The organism is Streptococcus oralis (assembly GCF_018448765.2).
GTDB lineage: Bacteria > Bacillota > Bacilli > Lactobacillales > Streptococcaceae > Streptococcus > Streptococcus oralis_BM.
On the sequence record NZ_JAHCMC020000001.1, the window covers coordinates 1,232,902 to 1,252,264 of the forward strand.

Sequence of the window (19,363 nt, forward strand, 5' to 3'; positions counted from 1 at the left end):
TTGTCATTTTACTTTTCAAGCAAGCTGAGCGCTTCAGCATCCGCAATAATAGTCACATCAGGGTGGTTTTGTAGGCTACTTGCTGGGAGGTTCTCAGTCACTGGGCCTGATACTGTGCCAGCAATGGCTTCTGCTTTCGACTCACTGTAAGCAAAGAGAATAATTGACTTGGCATCCAAGATGTTTTTAATCCCCATTGAGATGGCTTGAGTCGGAACGTCTTCAATCTTGTCAAAGAAGCGAGCATTGGCTTCGATGGTAGACTGATCAAGTTCGACTAGATGCGTTTGGCTATCAAATGGAGTTCCTGGCTCGTTAAAGCCGATATGTCCATTGCGACCGATTCCCAAGATTTGGAGGTCAACTGGATGGTCAGCCAAAATTTGGTTGTAGCGTTCTACTTCTGCTTCAGCATTGTTCTTAACCCCACGAGGCAAGAAACTTTCTTTAAATGGTTTTTGGTTGAATAAGTGTTCTTGCATAAAATGACGATAAGACTGAGGATTGTCTCCGTCAAGTCCTACATACTCATCAAGGTTTACACTAGTTAGATTTGAAAAATCAAGGTCACTCTCAACGATTTCCTTGTAAAACTCAAGTGGACTGCTCCCTGTCGCAAGTCCTAATGTTTGAGCGCCATTGGCCAATTTTTCCTTCAAAATCTCAAAAGCTACTTTTCCACCTTCGACTTGATTTTCAACTTTAATAACTTTCATCTTTTCATCCTCCGTTTTAATCTATATTTATTATATGGTATAGACCAATTTTTGTCAAGTGAAAACGATTTAATTTCTAAAAAAGAGCGCCCAAACTTGAAACGTGTTATAATGGATAGGATTAGAACTTAGAAAGAATGATGAAAAAAATGAATACAGCTGATTTTGATTTCCACTTGCCTGAGGAATTGATTGCCCAAACGCCACTTGAAAAACGAGATGCCTCCAAGCTTCTCATCGTAAACCGGGAAACGGGAGAAATGCAGGATAAACACTTCCACTCCATTATTGATATGCTGGAACCTGGTGATGCTCTTGTCATGAATGACACCCGTGTTCTCCCTGCCCGCCTCTATGGTCAAAAGGAAGAAACTGGAGGCCATGTGGAGCTTCTCCTACTCAAAAATACCAGTGGAGATGAGTGGGAGGTTCTGGCTAAACCTGCCAAACGCCTCAAGGTCGGAACTCGTGTCAACTTTGGTGATGGTCGCCTCAGCGCTGTCGTCACGGAAGAATTGACCCACGGGGGCCGCATTGTCCGCTTTGAATACCAAGGAATTTTCCTAGAAGTTTTGGAAAGTCTAGGTGAAATGCCATTACCGCCTTATATCCATGAAAAATTGGATGACCGTGAACGCTATCAAACGGTCTACGCTAAAGAAAGTGGCTCTGCTGCTGCACCGACTGCTGGACTGCACTTCACCAAAGAACTGCTAGCAAAAATCCAAGCCAAAGGTGTTCATCTGGTTTATCTGACCCTCCATGTCGGACTCGGAACCTTTAGACCTGTTTCTGTGGATAATCTAGACGAACACGAAATGCACTCAGAATTCTACCAACTTTCTGAGGAAGCAGCTGCCACTCTTCGCTCTGTTAAGGAAAAGGGCGGTCGCGTCATTGCTGTCGGAACCACTTCTATCCGTACGTTGGAAACCATCGGTTCCAAGTTTGATGGGCAAATTCAGGCTAATTCTGGCTGGACCAATATCTTTATCAAACCTGGTTACGACTGGAAGGTCGTGGATGCTTTCTCAACCAACTTCCACCTACCCAAATCAACTCTCGTCATGTTGGTTTCTGCCTTTGCCGGCCGTGAATTAGTCTTAGATGCCTACCAGCACGCTATTCAAGAACGCTATCGTTTCTTCAGTTTCGGCGATGCCATGTTTATCTATTAAGAAAATCCCTATTAGGTTTCCTAATAGGGATTTTTCTAATTATTCCATACTAAACTTTGGATCTTTCAAACTCTGAACACTGGCATTGATAACCGCTCCGATAATCAAAATCTTTGCAATAAGAATAAACCAGAACATCATGACTACCACGATGATGGAACTGAAAAATCGGACATCCACTAGGTGATTGACATAGTTATTAAAATAAACAGAAAAGATATTCAATAAACCGATAAGAGTTAGCAAGACAAAGATACTTCCTGGTAAAACATAGCGGATTCGTGGTGCTTTTACTTTTGGAAGGAAATAGTAAATCATGACTAGAATGGCAAAGATCAAGGCATAGACCAGAGGACCTGTAAAATCTTGCAGGTAAGAAAATAGCGGACTGTCTGATTGCCAGTAAGTTTTGAGGAGGTTGAGCAACATACGACCAAACATACTCAAAAACAAGGCTAGGGCAAAAAGAATCTGCAAGCCGAGGCTAACAAGCAAACTCATCAACTGATGGGAGATAATTCCTCGACTTTTGGTCACCCCATAGGCTTTATTAAAGGCTTTTTGAAGGAAATCCATTGATTTTGAAAAGGTCCATAGGGCTGACAAAACAGCAAAACTCAGCAAACCAGTCGATGGTTGAGTCAGAACTTCTCGGACAATCTTAGCGACCACATCATACACTGTATCAGGCAAAAATTCCTTGATTGTCAGTAAGAAATTTGAGACCGGAATCTGAAAATAAGGCAAAATATTGACCATTATCATTAGCAAAGGAAAGATTGAAACCAACCAATAGTAGGCAACCGCAACACTGGTCAACTCACTATCAGATGCTTGATAATAATGCAAAAAAGCTTTCAATAAGGGCTTATCCAATAGCTCCTTCCACCACTTTTTCATATCCCATCCTCCGTCATTTTCTTCATCATCTAAGTTCTTCTGATTAAATCTAGCATATCATAAGGTAAGGTATTTGCAGCCTCTTTCAGAGAATAATTTTCTAAATTATTCACATTTTGTCGTAGTTTTTTGGCATACTTGGCTGTTATCAGTTTAGCTTCTTCGTATTCAAAGATTGCCTTACGTTCGAGATAGTAACCTCGTAGCATTTCATCGATATTGTTTGGCTTGATGCGATTGATAACCCGCTCAACAAAGGCACCACTTCCGATAATGGCCGTCTCGCGTAGACGAGACTCTTGCATAAAACTAATCAGAGAACTCTTGTAAACCCCTTTTAGGTTTTCCAAACTCTCGATAATCAGCTCTGTATTTTCCAAATACAACTCTGAAATCTGATCATAGTCAACTGCTAGTAGTTTACGAGATTCTTCATTCATCCAACTACGGAAAGTTTTGCCAAAGGTAAACATTTCATGGAGTAGAAAGCGCAGTATCCGTAAAGAAACTAGGAAGTAATAAGTCACTCTAGAAGCGAAATTCCGATTGATACTCTGCTCCATGTTTTTTAGGTAACGCTGGTAAACTCGATAGCCACGCTCGCTGATTCTATTTTCTTCGTAGGCTTGCTCCAAACCGTCACTCTCAATACTCAAGATAAGAAGCTTGAGAGACTCCCAGTCCTCTTGGACTCTTTTATTTTCCTGACTAAGGATGAGATTTTCAATCCGACCATGATAATTATCAATAGCTGCATAAAGAGGAAGTTTGTTCTTGTGATGGTCCAGCTCTTTTTCTAATTCTGCAGCCACATCATTCAGAATCGCAATATGCATCAAATGGTCCTTGCTTTCCTCTTGTTCCTCAGACAAGTGGGGGAGAACTAATAAACCTGTTAGAAAGCTCAATAGTGTAACGCCTGCTACAAGGAAGAGTAACAGAGGATACTCCTGCTCCAAATGACTTGGTATGAGGAGAATGGTCGCGATAGATACTGTCCCTTTGACACCAGAGAAGGTCAAAAGAAGCATATCTTTTATGTACTTATGAATTTTTTTCTTAAGTCGACGCGTCCTCACAAAGTAAAAACCAGCAATCATGACAAAGCGGATCGCAAAGAGTAAAAAGGTCAGAACGACAACTGAAAGCAGTAAAAGAAGGGGATTGTAGAGAGAATTAGACAAAATTGGCTCTGCTATCAATTCTAATTCCATTCCCAAGAGAACAAAGACTGATCCATTTAGCATAAAGGTCACGGTGTGCCAGACGGTCTCCGTCACGGTGTCTACTTGAGCCTCAAGGAGCGTAATTTTCTTAAAGCGGCTGGCCTTCAAAATACCTGCAACTACTACTGCGATAATCCCTGAAACATGAAACTCTTCTGCGATGAAAAAGGTCATGAGTGGTAAACTTAGCTCTAGCAATAGTTCACTGGCTATATCTATCGCTCGCACACTCAGTAAAAAGCTATGCAAGAAACGATTGACCATAGCCGTCACAAAACCGACTACAAAACCACCAAGTATAGAAAGTGCTAGGGAAGTTCCAGCTTGGCTGAAAGAAAACGTTCCTGTTGTCCAAGCAGCAAGAGCCATCTGAAAGGCAACCAAACCAGAAGCGTCATTTAAGAGTCCTTCCCCTTTTAGAATATTAGAAACCCGTTTGGGAAAACGAAAACGTTCAGAAAGAGATGCAAAGGCAACCAAATCTGTTGGCCCAAGTGCCGCTCCAACTGCTAAACAGGCAGCTAAAGGAAGAGTCATCCAAAGGAAGTGAGCCATGCCCCCCAAGCTTAAGGTCGAGATAAAAATCACAGGGAAGATCAGAAAGACGACAATCCGCCAATGCTTTAAAATGGACGTAATATCCGCTTCTTCTGCCTCCCGGAAAAGTAAGGGACCAATAACCATGGCCAGAAACAGCTCTGTATTGAGATGAAAGTCCGCATCGGGAACAAATAAACCAATCCCAATCCCCAAAAGGATTTGTACAAGAGGAAGGGGCAAAAAAGGCAGAAGTTTATTGGTCGTAGTTGAAATGATTAAGACAAATAAAAATAGAATCAAGTAAATGAGTAATTCCACACAATTCCTCCTTAATCTTTTTTACAACAAGATTCAAAAATCTCCTTTTGCTCTTGAATTTTCTGATCAATCTTAGAGCAGTCTTTGTGCTCAATTTTTTTCTGGCACCGTTCCATTTCAAGAGCCACTAATTTTTTCTTGATTTTAAGCATTTTCTTGCTCATATGTGCTTCGTCGAGCACCCCGACTGCTCGCTCGTGATGCGTTGACTCGACAAAATTTTGGCGCATTGTCTCAAGCTTCTCACGAAGGTATTGTTTATCCATGTCTATACCTTTCTAATTTTTCAATCATAACTAAAAACGGTGGATTATTAACTTGGTTGAGAGTCCGATAAATGGCAGCTGTATACTCTTGTTGGTTCAACTGGCTAACAAAATCCAATACAGCATCCCTCTCGGTGTCTCCTCCTTCATGACCATAGTAGATCATGATAGCAATCCGTCCCCCCTTGACAAGCAAGTGACACAGCTTTTCTAATGCTTCGATAGTAGTCTGAGGTTGGGTGATGACTGATTTGTCAGCAGAAGGTAAATAACCCAGATTAAAAATCCCTGCCTTAGCTTCTATCACAAACTGGTCTAGTGTCTCATGACCTTGCAAGATTAACTGGGCATTTGTCATTCCAGCCTGATCCAAACGGTCTCGCGTCTTCTCCAAAGCCTGCTCCTGGACATCAAAGGCATAGACTTTCTTAGCTAGCTTGGCTAGAAAAAGGGTATCATGGCCATTGCCCATGGTCGCATCCACTACAATATCCTCTTTTGTCACAACTTCAGCTAAAAAATCATGTGCCATCTCAAGTGGTCTTTTCATTTTTAAACTCCTGTTTTACAGCCTTGCATCCTTGCACACTTCCACGACGGCGCATCTCAGTTTCAATAGCATTTAGCACTTCCCATTTATTGAGGCTCCACATAGGGCCAATCAGCATATCTCTAGGCGCATCTCCCGTGATTCGATGGATGACGATATGCTTGGGAATGATTTCCAACTGGTCACAGATGACCTTGACATACTCATCCTGACTCATCAGTTGCAAGCGTCCTTCGTGGTAATCTCGCTGCATACGCGTATTGGTCATGAGATGGAGCAAGTGCAGTTTAATTCCTTGAATATCATTATCTGTGACACAGCGGCGGACATTTTCGACCATCATCTCATGAGTCTCACCGGGCAAACCATTGATCAAATGGGAAACAATCTCAATCTTAGGATATTTCCTCAATCGTTTGACCGTTTCTACATACAATTCATAGGAATGGGCACGGTTAATCAAGTTAGAGGTTCTTTCATATGTAGTCTGTAAGCCCAATTCCACCGTCACATGCATGCGTTTTGCTAGCTCAGCTAGGTAAAGGATGGTTTCGTCTGGCAAACAATCTGGGCGTGTTCCGATATTGATTCCCACTACACCTGGTTCGTTGATTGCTTGTTCATAACGCTCCCGAATCACTTCCACCTTTTCATGGGTATTGGTAAAGTTTTGAAAATAAACCAGATACTTTTTAACATCCGGCCACTTGCGGTGCATAAAGTCGATTTCCTTATAAAATTGCTCACGGATAGGAGCATCTGGTGCTACAATGGCATCTCCAGAACCCGAAACTGTACAAAAGGTACAGCCCCCATGAGCCACAGTTCCATCCCGATTGGGACAGTCAAACCCCGCATCAATAGGAACTTTGAAAGTCTTTTCTCCAAAAAGTTTTCGATAATAATCATTCAAGGTATTATAAGATTTCATAACTTTCATTATAACAAAAAACACCTACAATCTCAAAAGCCTGACTTTCCAACAAATTCCCTTGTTTCTCATTTCCTTTAGCGTTTTTTTATGATACAATATGGGTATGATTTTAATGAAAATAGCATCTATTTTATTATTGATATTAACCTTGGTGGTTTGCTTTATTGTCACCAAGCTTTTCGGACTTAGGAAAATAGGATTTAATTTCGCGGATCTAGCTTTTCCACTTTTGGTATTTGAGTACTACCTGATTACTGCTAAAGCCTTTACCCACAACTTTCTACCGCGACTTGGTGTTGCTCTTTCTCTCCTAGCAATTCTCCTTGTAGTCTTTTTCCTTGTCAAAAAACGAAGTTTTTATTACCCTAAATTCATCAAGTTTTTCTGGAGAGCTGGTTTTCTCCTTACCCTGATTATCTACATAGCTATGATTGTCGAATTGATGATGGCAAAATGATCACTAACCCTGTATTTAATTACCGGGTTTTTCTTTTACTCCTATACTTAAAAAGACCAGAGAAATTTTTCTCTGGTCTTTTAAGCTATAAGACATTCTACAGCTTGAAATTGCTAAACTCTAGTCTTCTTTTTTGCCTTTAGTGGTGACTAATCCTGCGCCCAAACCGAGAAGAGCTAAACCTGCTGCTACTGCTGCTTGACCTTCTGCACTTCCTGTATTTGGTAACTGCTCTTTTTGAGCTTGACTAGCTTTACTTGAAGCAATTTGTTTTGTATCTGTTTTTTCTGATACTTGTGGTTTTATAGCTTCTTGTGGTACTGGCTTAGTTGTTTCACTAGCTGTACCGACTTCTACGATGCGATCCTGAGCCATAACTTTATCATAGCTATCCTTTTCAGTTCGCTTACCATTTTCAACTTCGATCAAGTGAACACGGATACCTTGTCTTCCTTCTTGAAGGATACGAGTTTGACCTGCTGGAAGTTTGTCATTCTTTTGTTCCTGAACTTTGAAATCAATGATTTCTTCTTCTGAGATAAGCTCTGGAAGATTAAGAACGAGGTTCTTCACTTCGTCTTCTGGCAGAGAAGTTCCTGGTTTAGTACCAACTTCTACAATACGATCTTGAGCCATGACTTTATTATAGCTTTCTTTTTCAGTCCGCTTGCCATTTTCAACTTCGATCAAGTGAATGCGAATACCCTTTTGACCTTCTTGGAGGATACGAGTTTCACCTAGATACAACTTATCAGACTTACGCTCCTGAACCTTGAAGTTGATGGTTTCTTCTTCGATTACAAGTTCTGGTCTGTTAAGGACTAGGTTCTTCACTTCATCTTCTGGAAGAGAAGTTCCTGGTTTTGTTCCGACCAAGACGATGCGGTCTGTCGGAGCCTCTACCACTTCACGGAGTTTTTCTTCCTTACTTCCATCAGGATTAACCGCTGTGAAGATCCGTTCCTTACCATCTTTTCCTTTCTGTTCTACACGAGTTTCACCTAGATACAGTGTTGAATCTTTTTTCTCAACTGTCTTGTAGGCCAAATCTTTTTCAACAAATTCGAGTTTTGGAAGATCTTCTTGTACAGCAGCAACAGTCTTCTCAGAAACTGGCTTTTCTTTTGTAAACTGGATACGGTATTCCTTGACTTGTTTTCCACTTTCTGAAACAAGGCGAACAAACACTGGAAGACTATCGTCTCCGCTATCTACAACTGTTGAAGCTACTTGATTACTTTCTTCGACTGAGACTTTTGGACGTTGACCTTTATAGGTGATTTGATAGTCTTGACGATCTTCAGCGAAGTCAGGAAGTTCTTTTCCATCTACAAGAATCTTCGATTGGGTACTTTCTTGAGGCAATTCACTCGGTGCAAGGAAGGTCATCTCAATCATCGCAACGCCGCTCTTGTCTGCTTTACGCTCCATACGCCATCTCATGGCTTTGGTTTTAACAGCTTTAAATGTTACGTTGATTTCATCACCAGCTGCAATGTCCTTATCCGCACGATAAGGCACAGCTTCCCAATTTTCTGGATTATTGAATGGATGGGCTGCATCGTAGGCTTGATAGTTTGAATAGTAGGTAGGCACTTCAAAATCTGGACCAATATAACGTTCCAAAACGAGTTTAGATGGGGCATCCGTACCACTATCTGCAAAGAAATGAAGTTTGGCTTGTGCTACAGTCCGTTCTACAACCTTACCATTTTCACGGAAGATCACACCTGCTGATACTTCTGGATTAGAAGATGGTGTTGGAGACCAGTTTGTCCAACGACGACTTTCTGAATGATCTCCATCATTAATATAGTCTACACGGTCATGTGAACTTGGATCAATATCATTAGTTGCGGAAGCAAAGGCCTGGTTACTGTTTTCATCATACTCTGGGTTATTTGAAAGAGCTTCGCCTAGTTTGTCTGTCACTCGTACAGTGAACTCAGCAACAAGATCACTACCAAGGACACGGCCTCGAACGATAAATTGACCTGCTTTTGTCAGATTTTCTGCTGGAACTTCTTCCCATTCTACTGCCAAGTCTTTTGTTTCGTAACCGTCTTTACCTGTGAAGTAAACCGGAACTTTAGTTGGCAATTCAAGCGGTTGTCCTGCTTGTACCAAGCGAGCTTGTTTGACAGCTGCAACTGGTTTACGAGAGAGCAAATCTTTATTGCTTGTGAAGTGCAGACGGTATTCTCCTAAGATATCACCATTTTCAGCCTTAGCGATAACACGAACTGGCTCACCTTCGCGAACGCTCGGAACAACGGTAGCAAGACCATTGTTGCTAACACTTGCTGTTACTGCAGGAACTTTGCCATCTACAGACTCAAGATAGTAGTCTGTCAAATCAGGATTGAAGTTTGCTAAGTCTTTACCGTCAACTTGGATTCTTGTTTGTCCTTGTTTGGCTGCCGCAACTTGTTTCGCAAAGATTTGTACCTCTGTGATAGATGTTCCTTTCTTGCTATCAAGTCGAACCATACGAATACGGACAGCATAGGTTTCAACTTTATCAAAGCTAAAGTGATTCATTTCTCCAGCTTTTAATTGAGCTGGTGCTTTGAGATTGATAACTGGTTTCCAGTTGGCTGGATTGTTAAATACATGGTTTTCCTCACCTACAAAGCTAGGGTTTTTAGGAGCTGTTGGAACGGTCTTACCGACATAATACTCAATCACATAAGACTTCGGTACACCAACTCCATGGTCTTCGTGGAATCCGACACTTAAATTATCAACCGAACGTTTGCTCAAGATACCTGAATCTCCGAATAGGACACCAACTGAAGCTTCTGGATTAGTACGATTCCAGTTTGTCCAACGGTTGGCTGGTCGGTCATTAAAGGAAATCAATTTATCGTTGACATTTGAAACAGGATCGCTTGGATTTGAGTCTGAAGCAAAGGCAAGTGGCAATTCTGAACCGGTCCATTGGTCAGAAATATTTGCTCCTTGCTCAGTTTGAGCAGACACACGAACATGAAGTTTGGTAGTTAATTGCGTACCTTCTAGGCGACCATTAACTGTAAAGACACCTTCCTTGGAGTATTGGTCTGATTGAATCGCATCCCAAGTAACCTTAGCTGATGAAACGTGACCATTTGAATCGTAGGTACGAACACTTTCTGGTAATTGCGGTGCTTCTGAGATTGGTGTTGTCACACTAACTTCTTCAACCGAAACGATACCTTCTACAGAGACTTTAGCACGCGCTTCAAGATTAATTCCTTCAACTTTACCTAGCACTTCAAAGGTTTGATAGTGGTCTAGTTTTTCTTTTGGAATAGCTTCCCATGTGACTTTGTGAGTTTTAGGGAAACCTTTGTCATACTCAACAGTTACTGTTGCTGGAAGACTTGGTTCTTGATGCAAGTCTGTCACTACATTTACTGGACGGATGGATTGCGCAACCTTCGTCTCAGTATTGGCTTGGATAGTGAGTTCAACTTGGCCTTTAGCCCCCTCATATTCTGCTTTGAGAGTGACTACTCCCGGTCTATGCAACTCAAGCATTCCTTTACGAACTGCGACTTCCCCTTCACCACTTGTTGAGAAGGTTACTTTATCAGCTGGTAAAACTGCTTGTGTTCCGTCTTGATAGTGAGCGAGTACAGACAATTTCACTGTTTGATCTTCTTTAAGACCGTCAGCTTTCTCTACTTGTAAGCTCAAGTGGTCAATCTTTGGTGCTTCTTCAAGGAATTGAATTGCATAGGTTTGAAGAGGGCCACCATCTTTTGGTTGAACATAGATGCTTGCACGCATGCCGTTTGCTGCGCTTGCTTGCACCACTGTAACAGCTGCATTTTCAGCACTTGCTGTGACTTTTGGTAACTTATCTCCATAAGCAAGAGTGCGGTATTGCATTGGTTTTTGACTAGTAAGACCTGTGACAGCTTCACCACCAACCGTTACAGTTGGTACTGCAGGTGCCGCAGCCTCGCCTTCTTCTACCACAAGGGTAGCGTGAATAGTCTCACCACCCAGTTGGCCAGTCATTGGAATACGTGATCCTGCAACTGACAGTTTAGCTTTATCTGCTTCCGCAATCTCCCACTTATCAACTTCGTATTCTTGTATGCTTCCATCCGTAACAGCAATAGAAACGTATTTGTCAACAGCACTCAAGTCTGTTCCTGGAGCAACACGCTTAACAGTTGGAAGCTCATTTGCAATTGCTAGAATTTCGACACGGGCCTCAACTTCGCGTCCGTCTGCCATACCTTTAACAGTCACAACTCCTGCTTGGCTCACATCAACTGAAGACCAAGTTACTGGACGTTTTTCACGACTGCCATCACTGTAGATAAAACCGACTGTCTTCGGCATTTTTGGCTCTTTCTCAATAACAGTACGTACTTTTGGTACTTCTGTCCCGAGAACAGTCTTTTCTTGACCTTCTTTCTTGCCTGTAAATACAGTGACTTGGTCCGATTTCAAGAGATCTGAATGGGCAGTAAGGGTGAATTTACCTGCTTGTTCAGTTGATTTGACAATGGCAACCCCTTTACCGTTAAAGGCTCTACGGATCCAAGAACCATCTGGTTGTGCCTTGTAGCGTTCACGGCTGGCTTGTTCCCCATTATCGACACCGACCAGTTGACCTTGTCCATGCAATTGGAAACGAACCAAATTATTAGCAGTTGGTACCACATTTCCTTCACTGTCAACGATTTCGTAGTAGATGTAGGTCAAGTCTTTTCCATCTGCTGCGATTGCATGTTCTTCCTTGACGAGGCGAACACCTGCTGGTTGGCCTGCAGTCGTGATCTTATCACGTGCAATTTCTTTTCCAGCTTCATCGCGAGCTACAGCTTCCAAAGTACCTGGTTGGTAAGCAACCTTCCATTCAAGATAGAGTTCCTTAGCATTGGCACCTTCTTGGTAAGTGCGGCCATCACTGGTTTGTTTCTTGTTGAACTTCTTAACTCCGAGAGATTGACCATTTAAGAACAATTCTACGCTTGCAGCGTTTGAGTAAGCTCGAACTGGGATTTTTCCGTCTGAATCTTCAACTTTCGATGCCAATTCTCTATTTTCCCAGTTCCAGTGAGGAAGAAGGTGAACCATTGGTTTCTTCTTGACAGAAACCCATTGGCTTTGGTAGAGATAGAAGTCATTTTTTGGAATACCAGCTGTATCTACGATACCAAAGTAAGAGCTCTTAACGGGAGTTTGGTTTTGGTTGTGCCATGGTGTAGGCTCACCGATATAGTCCGTACCTGTCCAGATAAACTGTCCAGCATAGCCAGCGTTGTCACGGTCAAACGTCCATGAAGCGGTTGCCGTTTTACCCCAACCAACACGATCATTCCCATAATCTGACTGTTCATAGTTACGATAAGCTTGGTTGCTATGTACCAATTCTTGTTCAGGACGATAATAGCTACCGCGTGTACGGGTTGCTGAAGATGTTTCTGAACCATAAATCAACCAGTTTGGATGTTTCGCACGAAGTTTCTTGTAGTTGTCTTCTGAATAGTTGAAACCAACCGCATCCAGTTCATTAGCAATCTTCTCATGATCACCACTACCATCACCAAAGCGGAACTTATCTGCTCCCATAGTAACATAACGTGTAGTATCAACATCTTTAATCACTTTTACTAAGCGTTTAACTGTTGCAAGAGAGTGAGCCTTTCCATCTGCTTCACCGATTTCGTTTCCGATAGACCACATGAAGACAGCTGGGTTATTTTTGTCTCTTTCGACCATGGTACGAAGATCATAGTCAGACCATTTTTCACCTTTTCTAGCTTCTGGGTGAGTGGCATCTTTTTCAAAGAAACGTCCGTAGTCATATGGTTTCTTGCCACCATACCAAGTATCAAAGGCCTCTTCCTGAACCAGCAAACCAAGTTCTGCTGCGATTTGCAAGGTCTGTGGACTTGCAGGGTTATGAGTTGTACGGATGGAGTTAACTCCCATCTCCTTCATTTGTTTGAGACGGCGGTATTCTGCTTTATAATTTTCTTCTGCTCCAAGTGCTCCGTGGTCATGGTGCAAGGAAACACCATGGAATTTAATGCGTTCACCATTCAAAGAGAAACCTTCATTTGGAGTCCAATGATAGTAACGGTAACCAAACAAATCTTTCTTAGCATCAACCAATTGACCGTCACGGTAAACACGTGTAATCAATTCGTACAAGGCAGGTTTATCGTTTAAAACTGTCCAGAGTTTTGGTCTTTCAACTTCTAAAATCGCATCAAGACTTGTTGACTCATGTGCTTTCAAGGTACGGCTCGCTGTACGAACCAAGCCTGTTACAGCCTGACCACCACGTTCAACGATTTGATATTCTGCCACCAGTTCATGGTCTTTATCATCTGTATTGACGACTTTGCTGGTCACATGCGTTTCAACCTTGCCGTGTTGCTGTTGTTCTAGCTTTGGTGTTAAGATGGTTGTCCCATTCTTCTCAACATGAACCTTATCTGTCACTTGCAAGGTCACATCACGGTAGATACCGCTACCTGAATACCAACGGCTACTTGGTTGTTTGTTGACAGCATGGACAGCAATCACATTCTCACGGCCATCTTTATGGAGGTATTTAGTAATATCGTATGAGAACTGGTTATAACCATTTGGATAATGTCCTACTAACTGGCCATTGACATAGACTTGAGAGTCCATGTAGACGCCATCAAAGGTCACACGAACATTTTTCTTGAGATCTTTTTCATCAAGTTTAAAGGTCTTGCGATACCAAGCTTCACCACCATTGAGCTGTCCACCTTCATTTTGGGCAGGGGACTGATGGTCAAAATCGTTAAAGATACTCCAGTCGTGTGGGAGATCCAATTTTTGCCATGTTGATACATCGGCATCTGATTTCACAGCTTCTTTAGGATTCGCATTGAGTTTAAAGTGCCAATTTTGATTAAAATTCACTTTTCTATCTTCAATCATTTGATTCACTTCTTCATTTGTCGCAGCTTTCAAATCTTCCTTGACAGGCTTTTCTTGACTTGAAGCTTGAGATTCTACCTTTGGTGCTGTTTCTTCAGGTTTTAGTGACGCTTTCTCCTCTTTTGGAGCTACAGGTTCATCTTCTTTCTTCTCTGGCTTGCTTGCTTCAATTGGAGCAGCTTGACTTTGGTCGACACTTGCAGTATCCTTGTGCTCTGCTACAGCTTGATTTTCTTTTTCCTCCACTGCCGGACTTTCCTCTTTTGCTTGTTCTACAGTGTGGGCGATAGGAGTTTCATCAGCGAAAACTGGTGATTCTCCAATGACACTTCCTCCAAATAGAACCGCACAGGTTCCAATCATGACAGAGCAAGCGCCTACGGCAAACTTACGAATGCTGTAGACTCTTTTACGATTCCAATGGCCTTTTTCCATAAAATCCTCCTTTAGTAACCGCTTCTATTTTCTTGTAAGCGTATTACTTTTTCATAGCCTTTTACCCTTATTTTATAAAATAATATAGGAAATTTCAATACCCTAAACACAAAAAATCATATTTTTGATTGTTTTTTCTAAAATTTGTAGAAGATTCGAAAAAAATGAATGTAGATTTAGAACAAAAACAAACATTTTTTAACACTCAGTTAAATATTATAAAAGAGGCTGGAACAAAAAGATTTTGATTTTAGGAATTCTTTATTATAAATTTTAAAAATCGATAGATTGGACAAAAAAAGCGAACAAAACAGAATTCCGAATGTCAGATAACTCATTTTGTTCGTTTTTTTACATTTAAGGTTAGATTTTTGTCCCAGCCTCTCTTTTACTTATAATTAAAGATTCCCCCTGCCAACTTATCAGCTAGCTTGGGAAAGAGAGTATAAAACTTATGGGCTAGGTTCAACAAAACTGGGAGATTGAGTTCCCGTTTGTTTTTTCCTATACACTTAATAATCTTTTTAGCCACTGCATCTGGTTCTAAGAGAAAGCGGTCAACAGACTTGAGGTAGCTGCCATCTGGGTCAGCCTGATCAAAAAAGGCGGTACGAATCGGTCCTGGATTAACCGTCGTTACATAGACAACATAGGGCATGAGTTCGAGGCGCAGAGCGTTAGAAAATCCGATAGCCGCAAACTTGGTTGCTGAGTAAAGACTAGACTTGCTAGTCGCTATCAAACCAGCCATGCTAACGATATTGATGATATGGCCTTTTCGACTTTCCTTCATACGAACTCCAAGACGACGAGACAGAGTCATCAGAGCAAAGGTATTGACCTCAAACATCTGGTGAATATCTTGATCAGAAATCTGGTCGAAATCTTCAAAAATTCCATAGCCAGCGTTGTTAATCAAGACATCAATCTTGCCATAACGGAGATAGAGGTCAGCTACCAGAGCTTCTAGGGCTGAGTCATCAGTAATGTCAATTTCAATCCATTCCACATTAGGATGATTTCCGTAGAGTTGTGCCAGTTTTTCCTTGTTTCTACCTAGCAAGATCAATTGGTCATTTGGCAAGAGTTTGACCATTTCTTGGGCTAAGCCACCGCTAGCTCCGGTAATGAGAATAGTACGCATACTTATCCTTTCTCAATCTTCTAGATTTCCACTTCTTCCAAGTCTTTAACCACATGGACATTATCAAAAATACTAGCAGCATCTTTCTTAAGCTGACTAATATCCTTTGATAGGAAGCGGGCACTGATATGGTTGAGCAAGAGGCGTTTGACTCCTGCTTCTGCCGCTACTTGTGCAGCTTGCATATTAGTTGAGTGACCGTGATTGCGGGCAATTTTCTCATCGCCCTTGCCATATGTGGACTCATGGACTAGGACATCGGCGTTAACAGCCAGACGCACACTAGCATTGGTTTTGCGGGTGTCACCCAGAATGGTGATAATCTTACCTGGACGGGGAGCTGAGATATAGTCTGCTGCCTTGATTTCAGTCCCATCTTCTAGAACAACATCCTGACCGTTCTTGATTTTTCCAAAAAGCGGGCCGAACGGAACACCAGCAGCCTTAAGTTTTTCAGCATCCAAGGTCCCTTCAAGATCCTTTTGCATGACACGATACCCAACACAGAAAATAGTATGATCCAGCTCCTCTGCATACACAGTGAATTTATCGGTCTCAAGGATTTTCCCTAGAGAATCTTGGTCAAACTCATGAAAATGAATGCGGTAAGGCAGACGAGAACCTGACACACGAAGACTGGTTAAGACAAATGACTTGATCCCTTGGGGGCCATAAATTTCCAAATCTGTTTGCTCTTCATTAGCCTGAAAAGCACGGCTAGAAAGAAATCCTGGCAAGCCAAAGATATGGTCTCCATGCAAGTGAGTGATAAAGATTTTTCTGACCTTACGTGGTCGAATCGTGGTTTCCAGAATGCGATTTTGCGTTCCTTCTCCACAGTCAAAGAGCCAAACTTCGTTAATCTCGTCCAAGAGTTTCAGGGCGAGACTTGAGACGTTGCGGGCTTTAGAGGGCTGACCAGCCCCCGTTCCTAAAAATTGAATATCCATTCGATACTTTCTAATTAATCAATATATAACATGGCTGTGCGGTTTTCCGATCGGAAATAATGCTTGCCAGAAAAAGCTCTAGCTTCTTGCAGCAAATCCTCTTGGCTGTAGCCTTTGAGACGCTTGCGACCATCTGCTAAACTTTCCAAATCAGTCAAAGCTGTGAGACTTTTTACGCTAACAACTTCCTCGTCCCCGACAGACTTCAAGTAAATCTTTCCAGACTCCTCAAAGACGAGCTGATGGGGGAAAATTTGCGCAATCTCAAAAAGCAAGTCATCCGAGATTACCTCTTCATTTTCAGAGAAGATTCGCCCCAGACCATCACTCTCATAGCAAAATCCAAAAGATTTGCCAGATAAATTAAGACGAATAAAAGGCTTATTTTCAAAGGTGAAACTTGGCTCAGCATTGTAGAGGTTCAGTTCCTGACTGAGTTCTGAAAAATAATCCGTCGCAGCTTCAGGACTCTTTTTCTGGTAGAGTTCAGCAAAGTAGGCATTGACTACACTCGGAGGAGGTGTGATGAGAGCTAACTGCTCCTGCTCTGCTTTGCCAGCTAGAAGCTGATCCAGATAGATCTTATCCAGACTTGTATAGCCTCCATACTTTAGAGCCAAAGTTTTAATATCAGTCATAAAATTCCTCTAACCTCCATTTATTTTTCTCAGAAATGTAGCCTGTAATGACTTCACCGTCATCTTGATAGTCGCGCTCTTCCAGAATCGCTACACTTTCCAAATCATGAATCTTGTAGGATTTCGAAAAAGGCACGCGCAGAGTAAAGGCTTCAAAAATTTCCTTAATCTTATCTAGCAATAATGCTTGCAAATTCTCACGACTATCCTCGGACTTGGCAGAAATGAGGGCATACGGTGTTTGGGTAGGCGTGAAATCCTCCACCAAATCCGCTTTATTGTAAAGGGTCAGGCGGGGAATATCCTCCATGTCCAAGTCTTTCATGATGGACAGGACTGTTTTTTCATGTTCCTCGTGATAAGGATTGCTGGCATCGATGACATGAACTAGAAGGTCAACATGCTTGCTTTCTTCCAAAGTCGACTTGAAACTGGACACCAATTCAGTCGGCAAATCTTGGATAAAGCCAACCGTATCAGTTAAAGTCACTTGGAGATTACCTCCCAGATGGATACTCTTTGTCGTCGCGTCCAGAGTCGCAAAGAGTTCGTCCGCTTCATACTGGGTCTTACTGGTCAAGGTGTTCATGATGGTTGACTTCCCAGCATTGGTATAACCAATCAAACCAATTTTAAAGGTACTTGACTCCAAGCGTTTTTCTCTGACTGTCGCTCGATTCTTCTCAACTACCTTAAGCTGACGCTCAATATCTGTGATTTGATTGCGAACACTACGTCGGTTCAGTTCCAACTGACTCTCACCTGGACCACGGGAACCAATTCCTCCTGCCTGACGGCTGAGCATAATTCCCTGACCAACCAAGCGAGGTAAGAGGTACTTAAGCTGGGCCAAATGCACTTGAAGTTTTCCTTCATGGCTTCGAGCCCGCATAGCAAAGATATCCAGAATCAACTGCATACGGTCAATAACTTTAACACCCAGAACTTCCTCTAGATTGACATTTTGCCGTGGTGTCAGACGGTTATTGACAATGACAGTGGTAATTTCTTCTGCATCTACCATTTGAGCGATTTCTTCCAACTTACCAGATCCGACGAAGGTCTTGGAGTCATACTTTTCCCGTTTTTGTCTGTAGCTATCGACTACGACTGCCCCAGCTGTCTTAGCCAGACTGGCCAACTCTTCCATGGAGAGGTCAAAATTGTCCATGTCCTGCAATTCCACACCTATGAGCAGGACTTGCTCCTCTTTTTTCTCCGTTTCAATCATTTAAAAACTCCTCTATCTGGCTTAAAATGCGGTCCTGCACGCCAGGCTCTCCTATCTGATAAAAGGTGACCTGCATGCGATTACGGAACCAGGTCAGCTGACGCTTGGCAAAACGACGCGTCGCCCGCTTGAGACTCTCACTAGCTTCCTCTAAAGTCTGCTCCCCACGGAAATATGGAAATAGTTCCTTGTAGCCAATTCCTTTAGCAGCCTGCGCATCAGGGTAATGGTCAAAAAGCCACTTGGTCTCATCCAAAAGCCCAGCCTCAAACATCAGATCCACTCGGTGGTTGATACGTTCATAAAGCTGACTACGCTCATCATCTAAGCAGATAATCAGAGGTTCATACAAAGTCTCTTGATTTTCCAAATCCTGATTAAAATGGGCGATTTCTAAGGCACGCATAGCACGACGACGGTTAAACTGGGGAATTTCAAGACCTGCTTGCTCCACAAGATGAGCTAATTCCTCATCTGAATAAGGCTCTAAACTAGCTCGATAGGCTAATATCTCCTCATGAGGTGTCCCTCCACCTAGATGGTAGCCTTCCAGCAAGCTCTGGACATAAAGCCCGGTTCCACCAGCAATAATCGCTAGCTTGCCACGGTTTTGAATATCCTCAATAGCTTTCTTAGCTTCTGAAACAAAATCAAAAGCCGAGTAAGACTCGGTCACCTCTCTGACATCAATCAAATGATGAGGAACAGCAGCTTGCTCCTCTGGGCTAGCCTTGGCCGTCCCAATATCCAACCCTCTGTATACTTGCTGACTGTCACCACTGACCACCTCTCCACCAAAGCGCTTGGCCACTTCAATAGCAAGGGCTGTCTTCCCAACAGCAGTCGGTCCAACAATCACAATTATTTTTGTTTTCATCTTTTTTCCTTGAAAAATTTCCATTTTTTCGTTACTATTATTATATCACAAAAAGGTCAGTCAGAAAAATGCTACCTCT

14 protein-coding genes are annotated in these 19,363 nt (G+C 42.3%); 2 read left to right on the plus strand and 12 right to left on the minus strand.

Annotated elements, in window-relative coordinates:
• Positions 1 to 8: 8 nt before the first annotated feature.
• Complete coding sequence (locus tag KIH88_RS06090; protein WP_061588303.1) at positions 9 to 716, minus strand: glucosamine-6-phosphate deaminase; 708 nt, start codon at positions 714 to 716, stop codon at positions 9 to 11.
• Positions 717 to 865: 149 nt separating this feature from the next.
• On the opposite strand from KIH88_RS06090, the gene queA reads away from it, so the two are divergent.
• Positions 866 to 1,894 (plus strand): tRNA preQ1(34) S-adenosylmethionine ribosyltransferase-isomerase QueA, encoded by a 1,029-nt coding sequence (queA, locus tag KIH88_RS06095; protein ID WP_213988243.1) that lies wholly within the window; start codon positions 866 to 868, stop codon positions 1,892 to 1,894.
• 39 nt (positions 1,895 to 1,933) lie between these two features.
• Here queA and KIH88_RS06100 read toward each other — a convergent pair whose 3' ends face one another.
• From KIH88_RS06100 to KIH88_RS06120, 5 genes are read right to left on the minus strand one after another with little or no spacing between them, the layout of a single operon-like run.
• On the minus strand, positions 1,934 to 2,794 hold the full coding sequence (locus KIH88_RS06100; RefSeq protein WP_213988079.1) for a YihY/virulence factor BrkB family protein: 861 nt from the start codon (positions 2,792 to 2,794) through the stop codon (positions 1,934 to 1,936).
• 29 nt (positions 2,795 to 2,823) lie between these two features.
• On the minus strand, positions 2,824 to 4,878 hold the full coding sequence (locus KIH88_RS06105; RefSeq protein WP_213988080.1) for a cation:proton antiporter: 2,055 nt from the start codon (positions 4,876 to 4,878) through the stop codon (positions 2,824 to 2,826).
• Positions 4,879 to 4,889: 11 nt separating this feature from the next.
• Positions 4,890 to 5,144 (minus strand): hypothetical protein, encoded by a 255-nt coding sequence (locus tag KIH88_RS06110; protein WP_000361100.1) that lies wholly within the window; start codon positions 5,142 to 5,144, stop codon positions 4,890 to 4,892.
• Positions 5,137 to 5,694: a tRNA (mnm(5)s(2)U34)-methyltransferase gene (locus KIH88_RS06115; protein ID WP_213988081.1), complete on the minus strand. Its 558-nt coding sequence runs from the start codon at positions 5,692 to 5,694 to the stop codon at positions 5,137 to 5,139. Before KIH88_RS06115 ends, KIH88_RS06110 begins: the two co-directional genes overlap by 8 nt.
• Positions 5,678 to 6,634, minus strand: coding sequence for a TIGR01212 family radical SAM protein (locus KIH88_RS06120; protein WP_061588304.1), 957 nt, complete (start codon positions 6,632 to 6,634; stop codon positions 5,678 to 5,680). Before KIH88_RS06120 ends, KIH88_RS06115 begins: the two co-directional genes overlap by 17 nt.
• Positions 6,635 to 6,725: 91 nt before the next feature.
• Between KIH88_RS06120 and KIH88_RS06125 the strand changes: the two genes are divergently transcribed.
• On the plus strand, positions 6,726 to 7,085 hold the full coding sequence (locus KIH88_RS06125) for a DUF3397 domain-containing protein (RefSeq protein WP_213988082.1): 360 nt from the start codon (positions 6,726 to 6,728) through the stop codon (positions 7,083 to 7,085).
• A 120-nt stretch (positions 7,086 to 7,205) separates the two neighbouring features.
• On the opposite strand, the gene bgaA is transcribed toward KIH88_RS06125, so the two are convergent.
• The 6 genes from bgaA to miaA form a co-directional block, all read right to left on the minus strand.
• Positions 7,206 to 14,444 (minus strand): LPXTG-anchored adhesin/beta-galactosidase BgaA, encoded by a 7,239-nt coding sequence (bgaA, locus tag KIH88_RS06130; RefSeq protein ID WP_213988083.1) that lies wholly within the window; start codon positions 14,442 to 14,444, stop codon positions 7,206 to 7,208.
• A 388-nt stretch (positions 14,445 to 14,832) separates the two neighbouring features.
• Complete coding sequence (locus KIH88_RS06135) at positions 14,833 to 15,588, minus strand: SDR family NAD(P)-dependent oxidoreductase (protein ID WP_213988084.1); 756 nt, start codon at positions 15,586 to 15,588, stop codon at positions 14,833 to 14,835.
• Positions 15,589 to 15,608: 20 nt separating this feature from the next.
• Positions 15,609 to 16,538, minus strand: coding sequence for a ribonuclease Z (rnz, locus tag KIH88_RS06140; RefSeq protein WP_213988085.1), 930 nt, complete (start codon positions 16,536 to 16,538; stop codon positions 15,609 to 15,611).
• Between the two features lie 14 nt (positions 16,539 to 16,552).
• Entirely contained in the window at positions 16,553 to 17,176 is a 624-nt protein-coding gene (locus KIH88_RS06145; RefSeq protein ID WP_213988086.1) for a cystathionine beta-lyase, read from the minus strand.
• A complete protein-coding gene (hflX, locus tag KIH88_RS06150; RefSeq protein ID WP_213988087.1) occupies positions 17,169 to 18,407 on the minus strand; it encodes a GTPase HflX in 1,239 nt (412 codons plus the stop codon). Before hflX ends, KIH88_RS06145 begins: the two co-directional genes overlap by 8 nt.
• Positions 18,400 to 19,284 carry a tRNA (adenosine(37)-N6)-dimethylallyltransferase MiaA gene (gene miaA, locus KIH88_RS06155; RefSeq protein ID WP_213988088.1) on the minus strand — a complete coding sequence of 295 codons (885 nt, stop codon included), beginning with the start codon at positions 19,282 to 19,284 and terminating at the stop codon, positions 18,400 to 18,402. The genes hflX and miaA overlap by 8 nt, the downstream gene beginning before the upstream one ends.
• Between the last annotated feature and the right edge of the window lie 79 nt (positions 19,285 to 19,363).

What these genes read in the sequence shown, in the direction of transcription:
- KIH88_RS06115 (WP_213988081.1), bottom strand. Translation starts at nt 5,694, where the DNA reads ATGAAAAGACCACTTGAGATGGCACATGATTTTTTAGCTGAAGTTGTG.
- KIH88_RS06110 (WP_000361100.1), bottom strand. Translation starts at nt 5,144, where the DNA reads ATGGATAAACAATACCTTCGTGAGAAGCTTGAGACAATGCGCCAAAAT.
- KIH88_RS06120 (WP_061588304.1), bottom strand. Translation starts at nt 6,634, where the DNA reads ATGAAAGTTATGAAATCTTATAATACCTTGAATGATTATTATCGAAAA.
- miaA (WP_213988088.1), bottom strand. Translation starts at nt 19,284, where the DNA reads ATGAAAACAAAAATAATTGTGATTGTTGGACCGACTGCTGTTGGGAAG.
- KIH88_RS06090 (WP_061588303.1), bottom strand. Translation starts at nt 716, where the DNA reads ATGAAAGTTATTAAAGTTGAAAATCAAGTCGAAGGTGGAAAAGTAGCT.
- bgaA (WP_213988083.1), bottom strand. Translation starts at nt 14,444, where the DNA reads ATGGAAAAAGGCCATTGGAATCGTAAAAGAGTCTACAGCATTCGTAAG.
- KIH88_RS06135 (WP_213988084.1), bottom strand. Translation starts at nt 15,588, where the DNA reads ATGCGTACTATTCTCATTACCGGAGCTAGCGGTGGCTTAGCCCAAGAA.
- KIH88_RS06125 (WP_213988082.1), top strand. Translation starts at nt 6,726, where the DNA reads ATGGGTATGATTTTAATGAAAATAGCATCTATTTTATTATTGATATTA.
- queA (WP_213988243.1), top strand. Translation starts at nt 866, where the DNA reads ATGAATACAGCTGATTTTGATTTCCACTTGCCTGAGGAATTGATTGCC.
- hflX (WP_213988087.1), bottom strand. Translation starts at nt 18,407, where the DNA reads ATGATTGAAACGGAGAAAAAAGAGGAGCAAGTCCTGCTCATAGGTGTG.
- rnz (WP_213988085.1), bottom strand. Translation starts at nt 16,538, where the DNA reads ATGGATATTCAATTTTTAGGAACGGGGGCTGGTCAGCCCTCTAAAGCC.
- KIH88_RS06100 (WP_213988079.1), bottom strand. Translation starts at nt 2,794, where the DNA reads ATGAAAAAGTGGTGGAAGGAGCTATTGGATAAGCCCTTATTGAAAGCT.
- KIH88_RS06145 (WP_213988086.1), bottom strand. Translation starts at nt 17,176, where the DNA reads ATGACTGATATTAAAACTTTGGCTCTAAAGTATGGAGGCTATACAAGT.